The following is a 17,658-nucleotide window of genomic DNA, read 5'->3' as shown; positions in this document are numbered from 1 at the left end:
GCCGCCTGGGAAGCCGAGCGCAATCGCAACAGAGCCAAGGCGCATTGGCATTTCACCACCACGCAGGCTCGCTCCAAACTACGGCGGCTCTATCCTGCATGATCCCTGTGGCAAAGGACTAGGATTTTGCTAGGAACGCATTCTGGTCGACAACTCAGACTATTATCGATAAGCCGTTTACTTATCAGCCCAAGTGTTAAGGTACATCAAAGGGACCTTTAATTACGGCAGAGGGCGGGCTTAGACACACGACAGCCAAGCTCCCCTTTTGAATGATGGAACCTGGGGTTGGCCAGCTCGGAGCCTCCCTACAAACTACTTTGGCCTCTTCATAGGTCTCTTTGGAGCGCGGACGCAGACCGTACCCGGTCGTCTCCAATAGCATCAGCGAGGAGTAAACAGTCTCACCAAAAAAAGTTGCAGACGGCGATAATGTTGATCCATAGGCGCCCCACCCATGGGAAACGTCCGCTGCTGTAGTTAGTCCCTGCAGCGAGCTGCGGTTCGTCCCGACAATTTCCACGATCTTTATATTTCGGAAATCCGGTAATCTCTCTAGACCAGCCGCTATCCGCGTCATCATGGATCTGTCACGGGCGCTTTGGCGTGCTTGGTCCATGAGCATTTCATTGCTACGCCCGATAAAACCGAACAATACGAATCCCGCGAGAACTGCAGTTGCGAGCCGCGCGCGCGGCCCTGCCCCTATCGCAGCTAGGGCAGCAATTGCAGCCCAGATCACGGCGATCGCGCACAAGTTACGGTATGAAGGCATCCATGAATACGGGACCACAGTCAGCACTATGGCACATGATGCCGCTAAAGCGACTATCACTGGAATAAGAAGTCCTTTTACAGAGCATCTGATAACCGCCAGAACAAGCATCAATCCCGCTAACCAACGAGTAGCAGGTGCAATCAGTACGTCGCCGAACAGCATCATCTGAAACAGTTCTTTGGCCCGGACGAAGATCAAATCTGGGTGCGAGAAGATGATCAGCACATCACGGCCAAGGACTGTCGGCTCGGCTCTATACAAAATCACCGCCTTAGCGATGATTACATAAATAACCGTGGCCGATATGACGGCCGTAAAAACGCGAAGATCATCTTTGATCTCTGAAGCATCACCGTCATATCGCATAATGTCGAAGAGAACGGTGAAAAGCAGAACTGCACCTAATACACTCAAGGGAAGCTGATGCACCCCAAGAGCCAGGACAATCAGCGCCCCTCCCAAGAGGCTGGCAAGCCAGGAAATGCGCGCAATCAACATACCGAGGAGGGCGATTGCGAACGGCAGCCCTCCTGTGAACATCGCCATTTTCCAGACGAAAATATCTGTGAAGTAGGGATGCCCGACGAAAAGCCCGACAACCAAAGCGCTGACCAGACGATCCTGATTGATTCGCCACAAATGGCAGATCAAAATCCCAGAACCCGCCAGTGCCCCACTTAATATAAGGCCGGACAACGTCGGCGCACGAGGAACAACAACGCCAAGAAAGTCAGCCAACTGAGCCAGCAAAGGATAGGAGAACCGCCCCTCCGCCAATGCATGACGGTATACCGTATAAAAATTGAAGTGCGGCTGTCTCCAATAGATCAGATCATCTAGGCTATGCCCAATAGAGACGAGTGCAATGGCTCGTCCCGCCAAGGACACAGCGACACCGAAAGCAAGAAGCTGGAATTCAATGCGGTATTTATGTACGAAGCTCATAAACGCCGGGTAGCCGTTATTCTGTCTTGGTTCAAGATTGGGCATAGTCTCACCCCGGCGACCCGTCTGTTTTCATCTCTGTTTGGGCTGCCCAATGAAGCGTTGCTTGAAGTGCTCCAGTGTCTTTGATGGTCCGGGATGGAGCTGCCCTAGCTGCGGGTTCGAGCCGCCATTGATAGACGGTTTCCGAGCCTTCGCTCCAGAGCTCGCTCAGGAAAACGATGGAATGGATCCTGGTTCCCATGCCCTTTTGAACGAGCTTCAGGGGAGCAACTTCTGGTTCAGAGCGCGGAACAAACTGATCACTGACCTCCTCAAGTATCACTTTCCTAGAGCTAGCCAGATCCTTGAAGTCGGCTGTGGAACCGGCTTTGTCTTGGGCGCGCTCAGGGCAGCTTCACCAGACGCTGACATCACGGGCAGCGAGATCTACGCTAACGGTTTGGAGCATGCCGCCAAGCGTCTCTACGGGAAGGGCGAAGTCTTTCAGATGGATGCACGTCATATCCCATATGTAGATGAATTCGATGTCGTCTGTGCATTTGACGTCCTGGAGCATATTGACGACGACGAAGCCGCTCTCGATCAGATCGTCCAAGCCGTTAAGCCGGGCGGAGGCGTGATCCTATCAGTCCCACAGCACCCGGCTTTGTGGAGCGCTGTCGATGAATACTCTCACCACAAGCGCCGCTATCGTGTGGGCGAACTACGCAATAAATGTCTCAAAGCCGGTCTGAGAGTCGAACGAAGCACATCATTCGTTACAAGCCTGTTGCCATTGATGGCCCTGGCGCGAATGCGCAAACGCAGGCGCACTGATTTCGACCCTCAGGAGGAACTTCGAGTATCGGGCTTCTTAAACAAAGCCCTTGAAACAGCCTTGGACCTCGAGCGGACCTTAATTAGAGCGGGCGCTGCTTTACCTGCTGGGGGGAGCCGCTTCGTAGTCGGGAGGAAGCTCTGATCTGCGCTGGCATAGCACCACCCCTGAGGCCATTTCTATCCCATCAACACCAATTCTGGCCAATTGCGAATCGGGATTGAAGCCTAGCCCTTAAACGCACAGAGAAGCCCCGTCAGTGCAAGGGCGAGCGGGGCGTGTTGTCCGGTGAGCTGCCGCATTTCGTAGGTAGAGACGACAAAGCCGAGCAACTTGGCAGCGAGGTACCGGGGCACCGCTCTTTCAATTTGGCTCAGAGCGTCAGCTCGGACTGGAACGGCTGCCAGACCGCGCCGGGTCTAGGATCCGCCCCGCGGTCGTACAAACCTGCGAGATATCGGCCCATGCTAGGCTCAAACCATGAGGGGCAGCGCCCACGGCGCTCGCATTCGTAATCGTCTCGTTGATCATAGATACCCCACAAGCCGGAGGTGCGCCGCCTCTATTGGGAGGCTCCGCTCGTAGGTGAAGTGGCTCCTTTGCAGGAAGCGACATGCCCAGCCGTGGGCGGCCTTCAGTCACCCCCGGCGGGTCAATCCCGTGATGCCTCCTAATGAGTCGAGAAGCGGCCGTTCTCGTCGTAGGTGTCGTAATGAAGGGTCTGAGCCGGCACGGCCTCCAGCGGACGCGGGGCTTTCGGCCAATCCTCGGTGGTCTCGTGCGCCTGTGGCATGTAGCGGGGGCGGAAGCGCAGATCGACGAGCGATCGCAGCTCGGGAGCAGCCAGGTCGAGCACGCTGGCGTCGCGCCAGCGGCGGTGCAGTTTCGGGCGGCCCATCATACGGCCCCAGAAGCCCTGCACCTCCTCTTCGACCTGCAGGATGATGCGGCCCGTGAAGGTCTTACGGAGATTAAAGCGTCCTGTCAGAGCCATTCAACTCTCCCAACGTGATGGTGTTCTGCAACGATTGCGCCTCAAAGCCCAGGTTGCCGGAACAGGGCCAAAAAGCTGGCGCCTGCTTCGCCGGACCTCGCCGCCACAGGCCAATGCGAGCGTAGGCTTTCAGGTTCCGATGCCTCGCCGGAACCAATGGTCGCAATGTTGGAGGACGATATTCCGCACCATTTCAGTTGAGACTTTCCGCCCTGGTGGTGAGCGGCCCGGCGACCGGTGCGGGAGATGGATGATCGCCGGGTCAAGGGAACGCAGGGTACTGGGAGGACCATGAATTCCTTCTTCAGCGGCGCGGACGCGGCGTGAGATCGATCGTGACGAGCTGACCGGTTCGAGGATCGAGGATGGTCATGGGAGCCTCCTGTGCTGTTGGCAGAAGGGAAACGCCCCATGCGGGGGAACGATCAAAGTCATCTGCGCGCATGGTAAGCAATTCGTTACTGGAGCGTGCGCTTTGGCACCTGGAAAGGACGAGGCCCGACCTTTAACCGGTTCATCACAAACGGCACGAAGCCATCAGTGCCGTCGTGACACCGACCGGAGACCCATCTAATGCATGCAACCTCGCTCGAATCCGTGTGGACGCCGCGCCTTCTCAGCATTCTGCGCATCGTCGCGGCGCTGATCTTCATGGCGCACGGCACTCAGAAGATCCTCGGCTTCCCGACGGGCGCCTCCCCGGCCATGTTCAGCCTTCCCTGGATCGCGGGCGTGCTAGAGCTCATCGGCGGAGCCCTTCTCGTCCTCGGCCTTTTCGTGCGCCCCGTGGCGTTCGTTCTCTCGGGTCTGATGGCCTGCGCCTATTGGATCGCCCACGCGCCGAAGAGCTTCTTCCCCACGGTGAACGGCGGAGACGCGGCGATCCTCTACTGCTTCGTGTTTCTCTACCTCGTGGCGGCCGGCGGCGGCGTCTGGAGCCTGGACAATCTCCTTCGCAAGAGCCGCTGAGCAGACATCGCCCTGGTGACGAAGGCAGGAGGCCCGCTCGGCATCCTGCCTTTTTTCATGTCCGCTCGCCCCCCGAGCCCCTCATGCGGCGAAGACGCTCGTCCTCGATCTCCACATGCAAGGTGTGGTCGTCCTCCTCGTCGAGGGGATTGGGCATGAGATCCGTCGTCAGGCCCGTCGTGGTCGAGGCCGCCGCCCCGATCGGGGGAGCGGCCCCCTCGGAGCGCCAATCCGACTCCTGTTCACCGGGCTCGATGCGCCCCTCGTCGTCCAGGATCTTCACGACGCGCTCGATCTCGGCCTCGTCCACGCCGACCGTCACGAGGGTCCCCCCCTGACGGACGCCGTCCACATAGGCCTTGGCCTGATCCTCGCTCAGGCCCGAATCGGCCAGGGCTCCCATGAGGCCGCCGACCGCGGCCCCCGCCCCGGCCCCGACGAGCGTCGAGACCAGCCATCCGGCTGCGATCACCGGGCCGAGCCCTGGGACCGCCACCGTGCCAAGCCCCGCGAGAAGGCCTGCGCCACCACCGGCGATCGTGCCTGCAGCCGCCCCGGCGCCGATGAATTCGTGAGACGAATCCGCATCCTCCAGGGAACGTACCGCGTGATGCGAGGAAATGTTGTCGGCGTTGTTCGAGATCAGGCTGATCTCAAAATTCGGAATATGAGCCGCCTCCAGCCGCTGCACGGCCTTGGCTGCCTCGTCATAGGTGTTGAAGAAGGCAGTGATTCTGCGCTCGGCCATGGGTCGCCTCCCGGATTCTTGGCTGTCTCGATAGCTAATGAACGCTCAATGGGACGGTTCCGGCCGTTCTTGCGCGATCGCCATGTTCTGTTGCAACGGTGCGCCACCATGACACCTTTCTGTCTCCGACGAATGTTGTTAGAGTTCGACAAAACATAATCGCACACGGTAACTTGGGGGCTCCCACCATGCGACATATCCATCTCGACGAGGGTTTGCGTTTGCGTTTTCCCGGCCGCAGCGAAGATTTCGACCAAGGCGTCGAGATCGGCATGATCGCCGTTCTCATGGATCAGGAAACGCCTGAGTTCTCACGCTGGATTTCCCGGTCCAATCTCGGGCAGGTAGAAGCGATCGCCCGGCAAATGGGCTACCGCGTCGTCGAAGAAGGCGGCGACGAGGAATGGGTCGATCTCACCTTCCGTCACAGCAGCGTCAAGGCGCGGCCCAATCTTCGGCTCGTGCATTCGGCAGGCTAGAACAGTCGGATCCGCTTTTCGCACGATGCGTTAAGCCCAGGATCCGGGATCACCTTGCAAGGAGCCGCCCGAAGCGGCTTCCCAGTCATGCTGTCGAGGCCTCTTACCGACGGGCTGTCGCCGCGGCGCGGGACGGCCAGATCAGACCGAGGGGGGGCGCCGGATCGGATGGCGTGGTGGCGTCAGTCGCCCTGAAACCTATCTCCCCTCAATCCGCAATTCGCAGGCGGCCTGCGAAGCCTTATAGGAAGGGGTAGGCCCACCTCCAACAGGGGCGCGGACAGGCTGTTCAACTGTCGCGTTTCCCAGGATCCTCCATGGCAGACGACCTCACCTTCGATGTCCGATCTCCGGCCCGTTCCGGCGAAGCGATGCCGGTGAGCCCACTGGTCCGCCGAATCGTCGCCGACAATCCGGGGCCGATCACCTTTACCGGGACCTGCAGCTACATTGTCGGCTCGGGCCAGGTGGCGATCATCGATCCCGGCCCCGACAGTCCCGGACATATCGAGGCCCTGCTCGGCGCCGTGCGCGGCGAGACCGTGACCCATATTCTCATCACTCACACCCACCGGGATCACTCCCCCGCCGCCCGCGCCGTCCAGGCCGCGACGGGCGCGCTGGTCGTCGGCTGCAGCCCGCACCGGAGCGCCCGGCCCCTGTTCAGCGGAGAGGTGAACTCTCTGGAGGCGAGTTCCGACAAGGACTACGCCCCCGACCGGGAGCTTGTCGAAGGCGACGTGGTGCAGGGTCCCGGCTGGACCCTGGAAGCCGTGGCCACGCCCGGCCACATGGCCAATCACCTCGCCTTCGCCCTGCCCGAGGAGAAGGCGCTCTTCTCGGGCGATCACGTCATGGCCTGGTCCACCACGGTCGTCGCGCCGCCGGACGGCTCCATGAGTGCGTTCATGACCTCCCTCGACAAGCTCAAGGGCCGGGAGGAGACGGTCTATTGGCCGGGGCATGGCGGCCCGGTCCAGGATCCACAGCGCTTCGTACGCGCGCTCATTCATCACCGGCGGCTGCGGGAAACGTCGATTCTCAACAGGCTGAGAGCCGGCGACCGGACGGTTCCCGACATCGTGGCGGCGATCTATCAGGGCCTCAATCCGGCCCTCGTGAACGCCGCCGGCCTGTCGGTCTTTGCGCATCTGGAAGACCTGGTCGCCCGGGAGCTTGCGGCGACGGACGGAGCTCCGAGCCTTGTCGGGGAATACCGCCCGGCCTGAGGCGGCTTACTTCACCGCGAGAGCGAGGTTCGATGCCTCTTCGAGGAAGGCGCGGATGCGCTTCGCGTTCGTGCCGAGATCGTGGTGGCCGACGCGGGAGGCGGAACGGATATCGATGCGCGTGCCGTCGACCCGGGGCCGGACGCGCACGGTGATGTCCTCGGGAAGCTTCAGGATCCGGGAGCGGTCGATCGCCTCCAGGCGGCCAGCGCCGGTCCGGCCGCCGGGCGGCACCGCCTCGATGATCTGCCATCCCAGATTCTCAGCCGCCTTGCGAACCAGGGGAAAGGCATCCTCGGGCGGGATATCGAGCGAGAGCGGCGCGATCTGCACATAGGCCTCGCGCTGCAATTCACGCTCCTCCGGGGAAACGTCCGGCGGCACGCGGCCGTCTCGGGCCGTCAGGGCCGCATGGGAGCGCGAGAAGGCAGGCGGATCGTCCGTGTCGGTGCTGATGTCGTTGATCGCCGGCAGCGTCACGGCCTTGAGGCCCATATAGGCCGGATAGCCGAGAACGAGGGCTGCCAGGAAAAGCCCCTTGATGGCGCTGCCGAGGCCCCGGCGCCCTTCCTGCCAGATGCGCACGAAGGCGACGAGCGAGAGCCCCGCCGCGACGAGCGCGATGGCGATCCCAAGACCCAGAGCGATGAAACCGGATTGATAATCGATGCGGCCGAAGCGGATCAGCAGAGCGGAGAGAACCGTCACGACGAGCGCGAACCAGGCCACCATGGGCGACCATCGGGCCGGCCGGGAATAGGGTTCTTCGATAATGAGACGGCGCATCAAGGGGTCTTACAAATCTCTTTGAGCGCGCGCCACTCCTGTTGCGTCAGAAGGGGCTCGCCGGGCTGGGAGGGCACCTGTTTTTCCAAAGCTTTCAAGCGCTGGCCGGTGACGGGGTGGGTCAACAGAAAAGCGGGAATGCGCCTTTCGTTCCCGTCCCCCTCCTCCTCGTCCCCATCTTCACCCGCTTCGATGCGTTTGAGCAACAGCGCCATGGGATGAGCGGGCCGGCCCAGCGACACCATGGTTCTCCCGGCAAAGTCGTCCGCCGCGGCTTCCGCCTCGCGGGAATAGGCGCTGTCGATCAGGTAGCGGCTCGCGAAGACGATGGCGCCGCCGCCCGTGATGTCGCCGAACAGAAGGCCGAACAGGTAGGAGGTTCCGCCCGACTGGATCAACTTGCGCAGGCCGTCCCGGCTGGAGACATGTCCAATCTCGTGAGCCAGCACGCCGGCGATCTCGTCCGTGGATTCCGCCTTGTCGAGGAGCGCCCGGAAAATGTAGATCCGCCCGCCCGGCAGCGCGATGGCATTGGGGATCTTGGAATCGAGCACCGCGACATCGAGAGCCGTCTCGAGCCCCCGTGCCTTGCTCAGGCGATCCGTGAGCTTGCGCAGAGCCTGGGAGCCCCCGGGCGCCTCGCAGACCTTGTCGCCGAGCAAGGCGCGCAACTGGTTGTCGACGGCCTTGCCGATGCGCTGCTCGTAAGCGACGGGAATGAGCGGCGTGAGCTTTTCCGCCAGGAGCGGCATCAGAAACACCACGCACAGAATGATCGAGACCGCCGTTGCGGCGGACCAGAAGACGATCCGTCCCGTGCGCTCCCGCTCCTGACTGTTCTCGAGCCGAAGGCAATGTTGCCGGATGAGAGCCTGAACGGCGGGATCCGTGACGTCGAGGCGGGTCAGATCCGGGCCGCCTTCTCGCGTCAGGCGCAGGATGCCGTCGGGCGCGTCCTTCCGCCGGATTTCGCCGACGGGCCAGGAGGCGATCCACTCGCCTCCTTCGTCGATGTCGAGGCTGGATGCGGTGACCCTGAGAGCGACCACCCTGCGCCGGGCGCTCACTCCGTCGTAGAACACCGCATCCATCATGGCTTCCTCAAATGCCGACGTTGAAGTCGAGCGCGTCCGCGAGGCCCTCGCCCATGCCGCCCGCAGGCTGCCCGGCCGCGACGGCGCTGTCCAGCGAACACAGGTTCGAAACCGACGTCGTATTGATGATCGCCGCCCACAGGCCGCGGCCGAAGAAATAGCGCTGAATGACGCCGAAGCCGAGAAGGAGGGCGAGATAGGCCACCGCAAAGAGGATGCCGACGACGATCGCGCCGCTCGTCCATTCGCCGGCTTGCATGTCGGCCACGGTTTCCTGGAAGAATACGCCGACGATGGCGGCTCCGACCGCGATGACGATGCCGAACACGAGCGCATAGCCGAGGGACGAGAAAAGCACCTTGAAGAACAGGCCGTAGAACGTGCCCGTCCGCAGCTTGCTCGTCACCACCGCATCGCCGATGCGCAGGCCGTCGATGTGCCAGCGGGTGAAGATGGCCATCATGATGGGCCAGAGCAGCGCGAGGAGAGCAAACGCGATGAACGGACCGATTCCGGCATAGGTCTCCTTCTGCTCGGGATAGGTGTCGGCCAGATGAAAGCTGAGGGCCATCCCACCACCGAGCGCGATCCAGCAGAGGGCCCAGAGCCACCAGCCGCGCTTGAACAGCGTCCAGCCCGTTCCGGAGAAGTCGCCCTGGACGGTGCCGAAATAGGTGTGGCGCATGCGATAGCGCTCGAGGGAGGCCGCCGCCCATGGCAGCGCGAGGCCGAGCGTGACCAGATTGGCGATGTCCCACAGGATGGCCCTGAAGGCATAGGCCCAGCCCGATCCCTTCATCCAGAAACGGACGCCGCGGAAGACGGTTCGCGTCGCGCGGTAACGGCGGGCGCGATAGCTGCCGAAATGGGCCAGCACGTACATGATGAGGAAGAGAGGAACGCTGGCGAACGCCGCCTTCTCCTCGAGCACGAAGGAGAGCACGAAGATCGCGATGTAGAGCGGGGCCAGAATGGCGAGGGCGATCAGGAAGCCGATCAGCAGCTCGTTCCCGGTGCCGGTATATTCGAAGGATTCGCCGTCGACCTGGGTGTTGGCCCACAGATGGCGGCGCAGCTTCGTTGTCAGCCAGAACCGATAGAAGCCGAAGGTGGGGATCTGAAACAGGCTTCCCGTCACCAGCATCTTCAGGAACTCCCCCCTGCGTCCCGAGAAGGACATGGAAGAAGCCTGCGGCGGAGTGAGCGGAACCTGGGAGGAGAGCGAGGCGGTCATGATGGTATCTCGGAAGGACTGGACAAGGTTCAGCACATTAATGAGATTTTATAACGTTTTTCAATCGGCCGCGCTGTTTTATTCACGGATATTCCAACCATCCGCCGATCCATGCTTCCCCGGAAGTCTCCCAGCGGGGTGGCGGCCTGAATCGTTTCTCTATAAACTATCTCGTCCCATCAGGAGCGTTTGTCCGTGACGTCCCCCTCCCCCGTTCCCGTGGATCTTGGAGCCGATCCGCTTCGTATCTGGTTTCGCGTCATTCGCCTGCATCGCCGTGCGCTCAATACGGTCGCCAGCGAGCTGAAGGCGCTCGGCCTGTCGATTCCGCAATTCGACCTGCTCTCCACGCTGACGGAGCGGGAGGGATTGAGCCAGCAGGAGCTGGCCGAACGGCTTTATGTGACGAAGGGGAATGTCTCCGGCCTTCTCGACCGGATGGTGGAGGCCGACCTCGTCGAGCGCCGCTCCATCCCTGGCGACCGGCGCTCGAATGCGCTGCATCTGACGAAAAAGGGGCGCGATCTGGCCGAAAAGGGCATCGCCATGCAGCGCGCCTATGTGCAGCGCACCCTCGGTTCCCTTCCCGAGCAGGATCTCGTCGATCTCGAGCGCATCGTGCTCGCCTGGCGCGAGCGCGCCCGGGCCGAGGAGGACGCAACGCTCGGGAGATTGCAGCGTTAGAGCCTCGGACCCAAAAGTGGATCTGCACTTTTGGGATTGATCCGATGCTCTCCCTTGAAGAGCCCATCGTTCAAGCGGACCCGCAGGGCCGCGTTAGCGAAAACCGAGTCCACTTTTTCGCACGATGCGCGAGGAGCCCATGTTCGACGCGGTGGCATTCGCAGGCGGGGGCAACCGCTGTTACTGGCAGGGAGGGTTCTGGGAAGCGGCCGCCCCTCTCCTGGGCCTCGATCCATCCCTGATCGCGGGCGTCAGCGCGGGCGCCTGGTCCGCCTGCTACAGCCTCCTGGGCATGGGCCGGACGGTCAACGCGATGGTCGCCGAGGGCTGCAGCCAGGGCCGACGCAATTTCGAATGGCGCGCCTGGCGCAGCGAGGGCTCGCCCTGGCCGGTCTCCCTCATGTATCGCAGCCTCATCGAGGCGATCATCGACGAGTCTGCCCTCGCCCGCCTGAAGAATGGCCCCGAGATCCTGATCGGCCTCGCACGCAAGCCCCGCCGCCTGCCGCTATCCCTCGCCGTCCCGCTCGGGATCGCGACCTACCAGATCGAGAAGAAGTGGCGCTCCCCCGTCCATCCGCGCGGCGGACGGGCGCTGGGCTTCGTGCCCGAATTCGTGCGGGTGCGGGATCTCGCCACGCCCGCCGACCTTTCGGCGGCGTTGATGGCGAGCGCCAGCGTGCCGCCCTTCATGCCGGTGGGGCGCATCGGCGGCATGGCGGCTCTCGACGGCGGCCTCGTGGACAACGTGCCGGCGGAGCCTCTGCGTCCCATCGAGGAGCGGGGCGGCAGGACGCTCGTCATCCTGTCCCGCCTCTACCGCGCCTTTCCGCAGGTGAAGGGGCGGCTTTACGTGCAGCCCTCGGAGCCGGTCCCGATCGGGCAATTCGACATCACCAATCCCGACGGCATCCGCAAAGCCTATGAGGTGGGCCTGAGGGATGGCGAGGGTTTCGCGCGCCGCCTCCGCCCGAAGCACCCGTGACGGCGGCAAAGCTAGAGTATTACGCCGTTCATCGAGGATTAAGCCTGTTGGAACTAACCCTGGGATAACCAACATATGATCGAGGGCCCGCCCCAATGAGGACGCGTCTGCCCCGTTCATGACGGCAAGCGTGAATGCCCGCTTTGCCCAGGAGGAAATCCATGACCGCGCAAGCCTCGAACCGAGATCGACAAACGAATCCCCAAGCTCCGGCTCAGGTCATTCCGGCCTTCAAGCCCGTCGCCCTTCCCGCCCTTGCCGCGGCCATGCGCTCGGCGAAGCGTCAGCCGGCCAAGGCCAAGACGGTCGAACTTCCGGCGATCCTCCGCAAGGAAGCGATGCTGGACCGCTGAAGTCTCCGCATTCCTGCAACGAAAAAAGCGCCCCAAAAGGGCGCTTTTTTATGAGGCCAAGGTCCGAATCCTACCGGACGATGACCTTCGTGTTCATCGCCACGCGGTTGTAGAGATCGATCACGTCGATGTTGCGCATCCGGATGCAGCCGGAGGAAACGGCGAGCCCGATCTTCTCCGGTTCGTTGGTGCCGTGAATGCGGTAGAGCGTGTCCTTGTTGCCTTCGAAGAGGTAGAGGGCGCGGGCGCCGAGCGGGTTGGCGGGGCCGCCCTCCATCGCGCGGACATGCGGCCAGCGCGCCTTCATCTCGGCGGGCGGATTCCAGTTCGGCCACTCCGCCTTGCGCGCGATCCGCGATGTGCCGGTCCAGCCATAGGCCTCGTCGCCGACGGCGACGCCGTAGCGGATGGCCTTCCTGCCGTCCTGCACGAGGTAGAGCAAGCGCTCCTTCGTGTCGACGACGATGGTGCCGGGCGCCTCGCCGGTTGGATCGTCAACGACGTAGCGGGCATTGCGCGGCTCTTCCTGGGCCGGAGGAATCTGCGCCATCCACTCCGCATCGCGCGCGGAGACCTGGGGATCGGGGACGCCCTTGTAAGTGCAGCCCGCCAGGGCGGCGGCCATGGTTGCCACAAGGAAGACGAGGCTCGAGAGGCGCATCGGAGGAAAGCTCTGCTTGGCCGTCGCGAAGACGACATGGGTTGACGTAACGCTTACGCTTGGATCGGCAGATCCGGGGTCGAAGCGAATCATCGCCACAATGCCACGGTTGGCGCAGGAGAGGTGTTGCATCGCAACAACATGGACAATCGGTTGCGCGGCTGCGACACTGTTTTTCCACCCTTAATCAAGTGCTTGCATGTCAACGCTCTACATCAGCCATCCATCCAGCCTTGACCATCAGACACCTCTTGGTCACCCCGAGAGGCCGGACCGCATCCGGGCCATCGAGCGCGCCCTGGAAAAGGAGCGCTTCACCTCGCTGATCCGCGATCAGGCCCCCATGGCTGAGATGGAAAGCCTCACCCTTGCTCACCCCGAAGACTATGTCGTGCGGCTGCGGGACATCAGCCCCCGGGAAGGGCTAGTCCGAATTGATGAGGACACGGTGATGTCGCCCGGCACCTACGAGGCCGCCTTGCGCGCCGCCGGGGGCGCGGTGCGGGCCGTGGACGAGGTCATGTCCGGCCGGGCCACGAACGCCTTCGTCGCCATGCGTCCGCCCGGGCACCATGCCGAACGGGTCAAGGCCATGGGTTTCTGCTTCTTCAACAATGCCGCGATCGCCGCGCGCCACGCCCAGACGAAGCACGGAGCCGAACGGGTCGCGATCTTCGACTGGGACGTCCATCACGGCAACGGCACGCAGGACATCTTCTGGAGCGACGCCAGCGTGCTCTACTGCTCGACCCACGAGGCGCCGCTTTATCCCGGGACGGGAGCCGCTTCGGAAACCGGCGTGCACGGCACCATCGTCAACGCGCCGCTCAACGCAGGCGACGGCACGGAAGCGTTCCGCGAAGCCGTCGAGACCGCCATTCTTCCGCGCATCGACGCCTTCGCGCCGGATCTCATCGTCATTTCCGCGGGCTTCGACGCCCATTGGCGCGATCCGCTGGCCAGCCTCAATCTCACCGAAACGGATTTCGCCTGGGCCACGCAGAAGCTGATGGATCTCGCCGGCCGGCGCTGCGGGCAGCGGATCGTCTCGGTCCTCGAAGGCGGCTACGACCTCGAGGGCCTCGCCAAATCGACCGCATTCCACCTCGACGCCCTCATGGGGCGCGAGATGCACACCTGAGTTCAGTCGGCGTCGTCATGGCCGGGCCTGACCCGGCCATCCACGTCTTGCTTCGCAGCATCACCTAAGGCGTGGATCCCCGGGACAAGCCCGGGGATGACGTAAGAGGTGTCAGCACTCGATCGGCTCCTGGCCCAGAAGCTCGATGCCGAAGCCGGAGAGGCCCACATAGGAGCGGCTGGACGTAGCGAGGTTGCGGATCGACGTGACGCCGAGATCCTTCAGGATCTGCGCGCCGAGCCCGATCTCGCGCCATTGGCTGGAGCGCGCGGCTTCCGATGCGGTCTCCTCGCTCTCGGAGAAATGGGTCGCCGGCACGCCCGCCGTGCCATCGCGCAGATAGACGAGGACGCCCCTGCCCTCCTTCACGAAGCGCTGGAGGGAGGCCGCCACGGTCTTGCCGCCCTCGAACACGTCGGTCAGCGCATTGGCGCGGTGCAGGCGCACGGGAACATTGGCGCCGTCGCCGATGCGGCCATGGACGACGGCCATGTGCTGCACGCTGTCGAACGGCGTCGAATAGGCGTAGCCCGTGAACGAGCCCCAGGGCGTCTCCACGGGGAAGGTGGCGATGCGTTCGACGAGCTTCTCGCGCGACTGGCGGTAGGCGATCAGATCGGCGACCGAGAGGCGCTTGAGGCCGTGCTTCTCGGCGAAGGCGTCGATCTGCGCGCCCTTCATCACCGTGCCGTCGTCGTTGGCGAGCTCGCAGATCACGCCCACCGGAGGCAGGTTGGCGAGCTTGCAGAGGTCGACGGCGGCCTCCGTATGGCCCGAACGCATGAGCACGCCGCCGTCCTTGGCGATCAGCGGGAACACGTGGCCGGGACGCACGAAATCGGCCGCACCCATGTTGTTGTTGGCGAGCGCGCGCACGGTGTTGGAGCGCTGCTCGGCGGAGATTCCGGTGGTGAGCCCATGCTTCACGTCGACCGTTACGGTGAAGGCTGTGCCGAGCGGCGCATCGTTGGAAGCCACCATCGGGTCGAGCCGCAGGCGGCGCGCCTCCGAGGCCGTGAGCGGCGCGCAGACGATGCCGCAGGTGTTGCGGATGATGAAGGCCATCTTCTCGGGCGTGCAGAGGGAGGCCGCGACGATGAGATCGCCCTCGTTCTCGCGGTCGTCATCGTCCGTGACGATCACGATTTCGCCACGCGCGAACGCCTCGATGGCATCGGCAACGGAGTTGGACATCAGGGCCTCCTGGGCGGATAGGGGCAGAAAATCATTGGGGGTGACGGCTCCGCGGGTCTCGCGGGCGATCATTTCGGCGGTGTCCCGCGAAATCCAGGCATGGTCGGAATTGCACATCTGGGTGATGGCGCCGGGAGTGACGCCGATCCGCCGCGCGAATTCCACGCGCGACACGCCGTTGCGGGACAACCATTCAGCAAGCTTCATGGCGCTTGGATTAGCGGAAGCTGCGATTTTAGTAAAACTAAAATTTGCCGATCGGACTTTGCGCAGAAGCTCTGACCTTCTTCAGAGTTTGGCACGATGCAAGCCCTCCCCAAAGCTTCGGGCCTGCCTGGCTCATAGAGCGCTACGCAAGCTCTCCTCCCCCTTGTGGGGAGGAGTTGGAGGTGGGGGTGTGGGCGATAGCTGATGAAGGTCTGACGCCAGCACCCCCACCCTGGCCCTCCCCACAAGGGGGAGGGAAGCCCGCGCCATATTCGCGGGTGCCAGCCTCCCGGAGTGAGTCCCGCCGAGCGTTACCCCTCGAACGGCCAGCGCGGTCCCTCGCCGACCTGTCCGCGATGGCGCAGGACATGATCGGCCAGGACGCAGGCCATCATGGCCTCGCCGACCGGCACCGCGCGGATGCCCACGCAGGGATCGTGCCGCCCCTTGGTCATCACCTCGGCCTCCGCGCCGCTGCGGGTGACGCTGGAGCGCGGGGTGAGGATCGACGAGGTGGGCTTCACAGCGAACCGGCACACGACCGGCTGGCCGGTGGAGATGCCGCCGAGGACGCCGCCCGCGTGGTTCGACAGGAAGGTCGGCGCGCCCTGGTTCCCCGGGCGCATCTCGTCCGCGTTCTCCTCGCCGCGCAGGGTAGCGGCGGCGAAACCGTCGCCGATTTCTACCCCCTTCACCGCGTTGATCGACATCATCGCCGAAGCGAGATCGGAATCGAGCTTGCCGTAGATCGGCGCGCCGAGACCCGCCGGGACGCCATCGGCCACGATCTCGATCACCGCGCCGATGGACGATCCCGCCTTGCGCAGGCCGTCCAGGTACTCCGCGTAGAACTCGGCCGCCTTGGCGTCCGGGCAGAAGAAGGGATTGCGCGAGACCTCGTCCCAATCCCAGTTGCCGCGCTCGATGGCGTGAGGTCCCATCTGCACGAGCGCGCCGCGAATGGTGACGCCCGGCAGGACCTTGCGCGCCACCGCGCCCGCCGCCACGCGGGCCGCCGTCTCGCGGGCCGAGGAGCGTCCGCCGCCGCGATAGTCGCGGATGCCGTATTTCACGTCGTAGGTGAAATCCGCGTGCCCCGGGCGATAGGAATTCTTGATCTCCGAATAGTCCTTCGAGCGCTGGTCCACGTTCTCGATCATCAGGGCGATGGGGGTACCGGTGGTCACCTGGCGGCCCGTGCGCTCGTCCGTGAACACGCCGGAGAGGATCTTGACCTGGTCCGGCTCCTGGCGTTGGGTGGTGAAGCGCGATTGTCCCGGACGGCGGCGGTCCAGCTCCGCCTGGATCTCGGAGGCTTCGAGCGGGATCATCGGCGGGCAGCCGTCGATGACGCAGCCGAGGGCCGGGCCATGGCTCTCGCCGAAGGTGGTGACGCGGAAAAGGTGACCGAACGTGTTGTAGGACATGGCGCTTCTTCGAAGGTTCAAGGCGTCTTAGAACCAAAGCGGGCGGGTGTCACGCCTCAGCCGCACTGGACTGCGCAAGGAGAACCTCGGCGAAGCATTGGATGGCGGGGCGCTGCACGTTATTGCGCCAGACGAGAAGCGTCCTGGCTGTCTTGAATTCAGGATCCGAAATGGGATGGATACTGAGGCGCGCTCGCTCGGAATAGGTCCTGAGGACGCTCAAGGGCATCATCGCAACCCCCATGCCGGCAGCTGCGCAGCCTAACATGGCGTGATACGACGTGAGTTCGACGACCCGCTCGATGGGCGCTCCAGCACGGGCAAACCAGCTTTCCAGACGTGCGCGATACGGGCAGCCCGGGTGGAAAACCAAGGCGGTCCGGGGACAGACATCCTGCGGACTGGCAATCGGCCGGTGCCCCATGCCGCCGACGATCACCAACTCCTCCTCGTAGATGGCCAGAGTGTTCAAGCGGGCGTCATTGACAGGCTCCGCGACAAGGGCAGCATCCAGTTCACCCGAAAGAACGAGCGTAAGCTGCTCCCTCGGCGAACCCGTCCGAAGCTCAATCGACACATCAGGATAGCGCTGATGATAGTCGCACAAAGGCTGGGGAAGACGCGCCGCAGCCGTGCTTTCCATGGTTCCGAGCCGGAAAACGCCGAAGGGCTCGGCTTCGTGAACGGCGGATCGCGCCTGCTCCGCGAGAGCAAGGATCTGCTCCGAATAACCCAGCAAAATCCTGCCCGCCGACGTCAGCCGGAGTCTTTTCCCCTCGCGCAGGAAGAGCAGAACGCCGAGCCTGTCCTCCAGCTTCCGGATCCGCACCGTGATATTGGACTGAACACGGTTCAGTTGCTTGGCCGCACTCGTGATGCCTCCGTGCCGGACAACGGCCTGAAAGATATGCAGGTCGGAAATTTCCATAT

At 63.2% G+C, this 17,658-nt stretch carries 18 protein-coding genes; 8 read left to right on the top strand and 10 right to left on the bottom strand.

The features are described 5' to 3' along the window. Positions 1-196 precede the first annotated feature (196 nt). Positions 197-1,768 (bottom strand): hypothetical protein, encoded by a 1,572-nt coding sequence (locus tag ACS5Q0_RS23355; RefSeq protein WP_473129048.1) that lies wholly within the window; start codon positions 1,766-1,768, stop codon positions 197-199. A 181-nt stretch (positions 1,769-1,949) separates the two neighbouring features. Between ACS5Q0_RS23355 and ACS5Q0_RS23350 the strand changes: the two genes are divergently transcribed. Further along, complete coding sequence (locus ACS5Q0_RS23350; RefSeq protein ID WP_473129047.1) at positions 1,950-2,687, top strand: class I SAM-dependent methyltransferase; 738 nt, start codon at positions 1,950-1,952, stop codon at positions 2,685-2,687. A gap of 526 nt (positions 2,688-3,213) precedes the next feature. Here the strand turns inward: ACS5Q0_RS23350 and ACS5Q0_RS23345 are convergent. Beyond that, entirely contained in the window at positions 3,214-3,537 is a 324-nt protein-coding gene (locus ACS5Q0_RS23345; protein WP_473129046.1) for a hypothetical protein, read from the bottom strand. 573 nt (positions 3,538-4,110) lie between these two features. Between ACS5Q0_RS23345 and ACS5Q0_RS23340 the strand changes: the two genes are divergently transcribed. Beyond that, positions 4,111-4,506, top strand: coding sequence for a DoxX family protein (locus tag ACS5Q0_RS23340; RefSeq protein WP_473129045.1), 396 nt, complete (start codon positions 4,111-4,113; stop codon positions 4,504-4,506). A 55-nt stretch (positions 4,507-4,561) separates the two neighbouring features. On the opposite strand, the gene ACS5Q0_RS23335 is transcribed toward ACS5Q0_RS23340, so the two are convergent. Continuing rightward, a complete protein-coding gene (locus tag ACS5Q0_RS23335; protein ID WP_473129044.1) occupies positions 4,562-5,254 on the bottom strand; it encodes a hypothetical protein in 693 nt (230 codons plus the stop codon). Positions 5,255-5,442: 188 nt separating this feature from the next. Here ACS5Q0_RS23335 and ACS5Q0_RS23330 point away from each other — a divergent pair, with 188 nt between their 5' ends. Continuing rightward, positions 5,443-5,733, top strand: coding sequence for a hypothetical protein (locus ACS5Q0_RS23330; protein ID WP_473129043.1), 291 nt, complete (start codon positions 5,443-5,445; stop codon positions 5,731-5,733). A gap of 317 nt (positions 5,734-6,050) precedes the next feature. After that, on the top strand, positions 6,051-6,962 hold the full coding sequence (locus ACS5Q0_RS23325) for an MBL fold metallo-hydrolase (protein ID WP_473129042.1): 912 nt from the start codon (positions 6,051-6,053) through the stop codon (positions 6,960-6,962). Between the two features lie 6 nt (positions 6,963-6,968). Here ACS5Q0_RS23325 and ACS5Q0_RS23320 read toward each other — a convergent pair whose 3' ends face one another. Genes ACS5Q0_RS23320 through ACS5Q0_RS23310 form a run of 3 tightly spaced genes read right to left on the bottom strand, consistent with a single transcriptional unit; the run spans position 6,969 to position 10,076 of the window. Beyond that, a complete protein-coding gene (locus ACS5Q0_RS23320; RefSeq protein WP_473129041.1) occupies positions 6,969-7,748 on the bottom strand; it encodes a DUF1499 domain-containing protein in 780 nt (259 codons plus the stop codon). Continuing rightward, positions 7,748-8,842 carry a M48 family metallopeptidase gene (locus tag ACS5Q0_RS23315; RefSeq protein ID WP_473129040.1) on the bottom strand — a complete coding sequence of 365 codons (1,095 nt, stop codon included), beginning with the start codon at positions 8,840-8,842 and terminating at the stop codon, positions 7,748-7,750. The genes ACS5Q0_RS23320 and ACS5Q0_RS23315 overlap by 1 nt, the downstream gene beginning before the upstream one ends. A 7-nt stretch (positions 8,843-8,849) precedes the next feature. After that, positions 8,850-10,076, bottom strand: coding sequence for a DUF898 family protein (locus ACS5Q0_RS23310; protein ID WP_473129039.1), 1,227 nt, complete (start codon positions 10,074-10,076; stop codon positions 8,850-8,852). Positions 10,077-10,271: 195 nt separating this feature from the next. Here ACS5Q0_RS23310 and ACS5Q0_RS23305 point away from each other — a divergent pair, with 195 nt between their 5' ends. The 3 genes from ACS5Q0_RS23305 to ACS5Q0_RS23295 all read left to right on the top strand — a co-directional run bounded on the left by ACS5Q0_RS23305 (position 10,272) and on the right by ACS5Q0_RS23295 (position 12,098). Beyond that, the gene (locus ACS5Q0_RS23305; RefSeq protein WP_473129038.1) at positions 10,272-10,760 is read left to right on the top strand and encodes a MarR family winged helix-turn-helix transcriptional regulator; all 489 of its coding nucleotides are present in this window, start codon (positions 10,272-10,274) and stop codon (positions 10,758-10,760) included. A 139-nt stretch (positions 10,761-10,899) separates the two neighbouring features. Next, complete coding sequence (locus tag ACS5Q0_RS23300) at positions 10,900-11,745, top strand: patatin-like phospholipase family protein (protein WP_473129037.1); 846 nt, start codon at positions 10,900-10,902, stop codon at positions 11,743-11,745. A 161-nt stretch (positions 11,746-11,906) separates the two neighbouring features. Beyond that, on the top strand, positions 11,907-12,098 hold the full coding sequence (locus ACS5Q0_RS23295) for a hypothetical protein (protein WP_473129036.1): 192 nt from the start codon (positions 11,907-11,909) through the stop codon (positions 12,096-12,098). 70 nt (positions 12,099-12,168) lie between these two features. On the opposite strand, the gene ACS5Q0_RS23290 is transcribed toward ACS5Q0_RS23295, so the two are convergent. Then, on the bottom strand, positions 12,169-12,759 hold the full coding sequence (locus tag ACS5Q0_RS23290) for a L,D-transpeptidase (RefSeq protein WP_473129052.1): 591 nt from the start codon (positions 12,757-12,759) through the stop codon (positions 12,169-12,171). A 199-nt stretch (positions 12,760-12,958) separates the two neighbouring features. Between ACS5Q0_RS23290 and ACS5Q0_RS23285 the strand changes: the two genes are divergently transcribed. Next, positions 12,959-13,900 (top strand): histone deacetylase family protein, encoded by a 942-nt coding sequence (locus ACS5Q0_RS23285; protein WP_473129035.1) that lies wholly within the window; start codon positions 12,959-12,961, stop codon positions 13,898-13,900. A 111-nt stretch (positions 13,901-14,011) separates the two neighbouring features. Here ACS5Q0_RS23285 and ribB read toward each other — a convergent pair whose 3' ends face one another. The 3 genes from ribB to ACS5Q0_RS23270 all read right to left on the bottom strand — a co-directional run bounded on the left by ribB (position 14,012) and on the right by ACS5Q0_RS23270 (position 17,656). After that, positions 14,012-15,301 (bottom strand): 3,4-dihydroxy-2-butanone-4-phosphate synthase, encoded by a 1,290-nt coding sequence (ribB, locus tag ACS5Q0_RS23280; protein ID WP_473129034.1) that lies wholly within the window; start codon positions 15,299-15,301, stop codon positions 14,012-14,014. 311 nt (positions 15,302-15,612) lie between these two features. After that, positions 15,613-16,728 (bottom strand): chorismate synthase, encoded by a 1,116-nt coding sequence (gene aroC, locus ACS5Q0_RS23275; protein WP_473129033.1) that lies wholly within the window; start codon positions 16,726-16,728, stop codon positions 15,613-15,615. Between the two features lie 49 nt (positions 16,729-16,777). Beyond that, entirely contained in the window at positions 16,778-17,656 is an 879-nt protein-coding gene (locus ACS5Q0_RS23270) for a LysR family transcriptional regulator (protein ID WP_473129032.1), read from the bottom strand. Positions 17,657-17,658 lie beyond the last annotated feature (2 nt).

Source organism: Microvirga sp. HS2 (assembly GCF_055792805.1).
This window is presented reverse-complemented; position numbering and strand designations above follow the sequence as displayed.

Excerpts from the sequence above, each read along its gene's own strand:
- ACS5Q0_RS23355 (WP_473129048.1), bottom strand. The coding sequence starts at position 1,768 with ATGCCCAATCTTGAACCAAGACAGAATAACGGCTACCCGGCGTTTATG.
- ACS5Q0_RS23350 (WP_473129047.1), top strand. The coding sequence starts at position 1,950 with ATGGATCCTGGTTCCCATGCCCTTTTGAACGAGCTTCAGGGGAGCAAC.
- ACS5Q0_RS23345 (WP_473129046.1), bottom strand. The coding sequence starts at position 3,537 with ATGGCTCTGACAGGACGCTTTAATCTCCGTAAGACCTTCACGGGCCGC.
- ACS5Q0_RS23340 (WP_473129045.1), top strand. The coding sequence starts at position 4,111 with ATGCATGCAACCTCGCTCGAATCCGTGTGGACGCCGCGCCTTCTCAGC.
- ACS5Q0_RS23335 (WP_473129044.1), bottom strand. The coding sequence starts at position 5,254 with ATGGCCGAGCGCAGAATCACTGCCTTCTTCAACACCTATGACGAGGCA.
- ACS5Q0_RS23330 (WP_473129043.1), top strand. The coding sequence starts at position 5,443 with ATGCGACATATCCATCTCGACGAGGGTTTGCGTTTGCGTTTTCCCGGC.
- ACS5Q0_RS23325 (WP_473129042.1), top strand. The coding sequence starts at position 6,051 with ATGGCAGACGACCTCACCTTCGATGTCCGATCTCCGGCCCGTTCCGGC.
- ACS5Q0_RS23320 (WP_473129041.1), bottom strand. The coding sequence starts at position 7,748 with ATGCGCCGTCTCATTATCGAAGAACCCTATTCCCGGCCGGCCCGATGG.
- ACS5Q0_RS23315 (WP_473129040.1), bottom strand. The coding sequence starts at position 8,842 with ATGATGGATGCGGTGTTCTACGACGGAGTGAGCGCCCGGCGCAGGGTG.
- ACS5Q0_RS23310 (WP_473129039.1), bottom strand. The coding sequence starts at position 10,076 with ATGACCGCCTCGCTCTCCTCCCAGGTTCCGCTCACTCCGCCGCAGGCT.
- ACS5Q0_RS23300 (WP_473129037.1), top strand. The coding sequence starts at position 10,900 with ATGTTCGACGCGGTGGCATTCGCAGGCGGGGGCAACCGCTGTTACTGG.
- ACS5Q0_RS23295 (WP_473129036.1), top strand. The coding sequence starts at position 11,907 with ATGACCGCGCAAGCCTCGAACCGAGATCGACAAACGAATCCCCAAGCT.
- ACS5Q0_RS23290 (WP_473129052.1), bottom strand. The coding sequence starts at position 12,759 with ATGCGCCTCTCGAGCCTCGTCTTCCTTGTGGCAACCATGGCCGCCGCC.
- ACS5Q0_RS23285 (WP_473129035.1), top strand. The coding sequence starts at position 12,959 with ATGTCAACGCTCTACATCAGCCATCCATCCAGCCTTGACCATCAGACA.
- ribB (WP_473129034.1), bottom strand. The coding sequence starts at position 15,301 with ATGAAGCTTGCTGAATGGTTGTCCCGCAACGGCGTGTCGCGCGTGGAA.
- aroC (WP_473129033.1), bottom strand. The coding sequence starts at position 16,728 with ATGTCCTACAACACGTTCGGTCACCTTTTCCGCGTCACCACCTTCGGC.
- ACS5Q0_RS23270 (WP_473129032.1), bottom strand. The coding sequence starts at position 17,656 with ATGGAAATTTCCGACCTGCATATCTTTCAGGCCGTTGTCCGGCACGGA.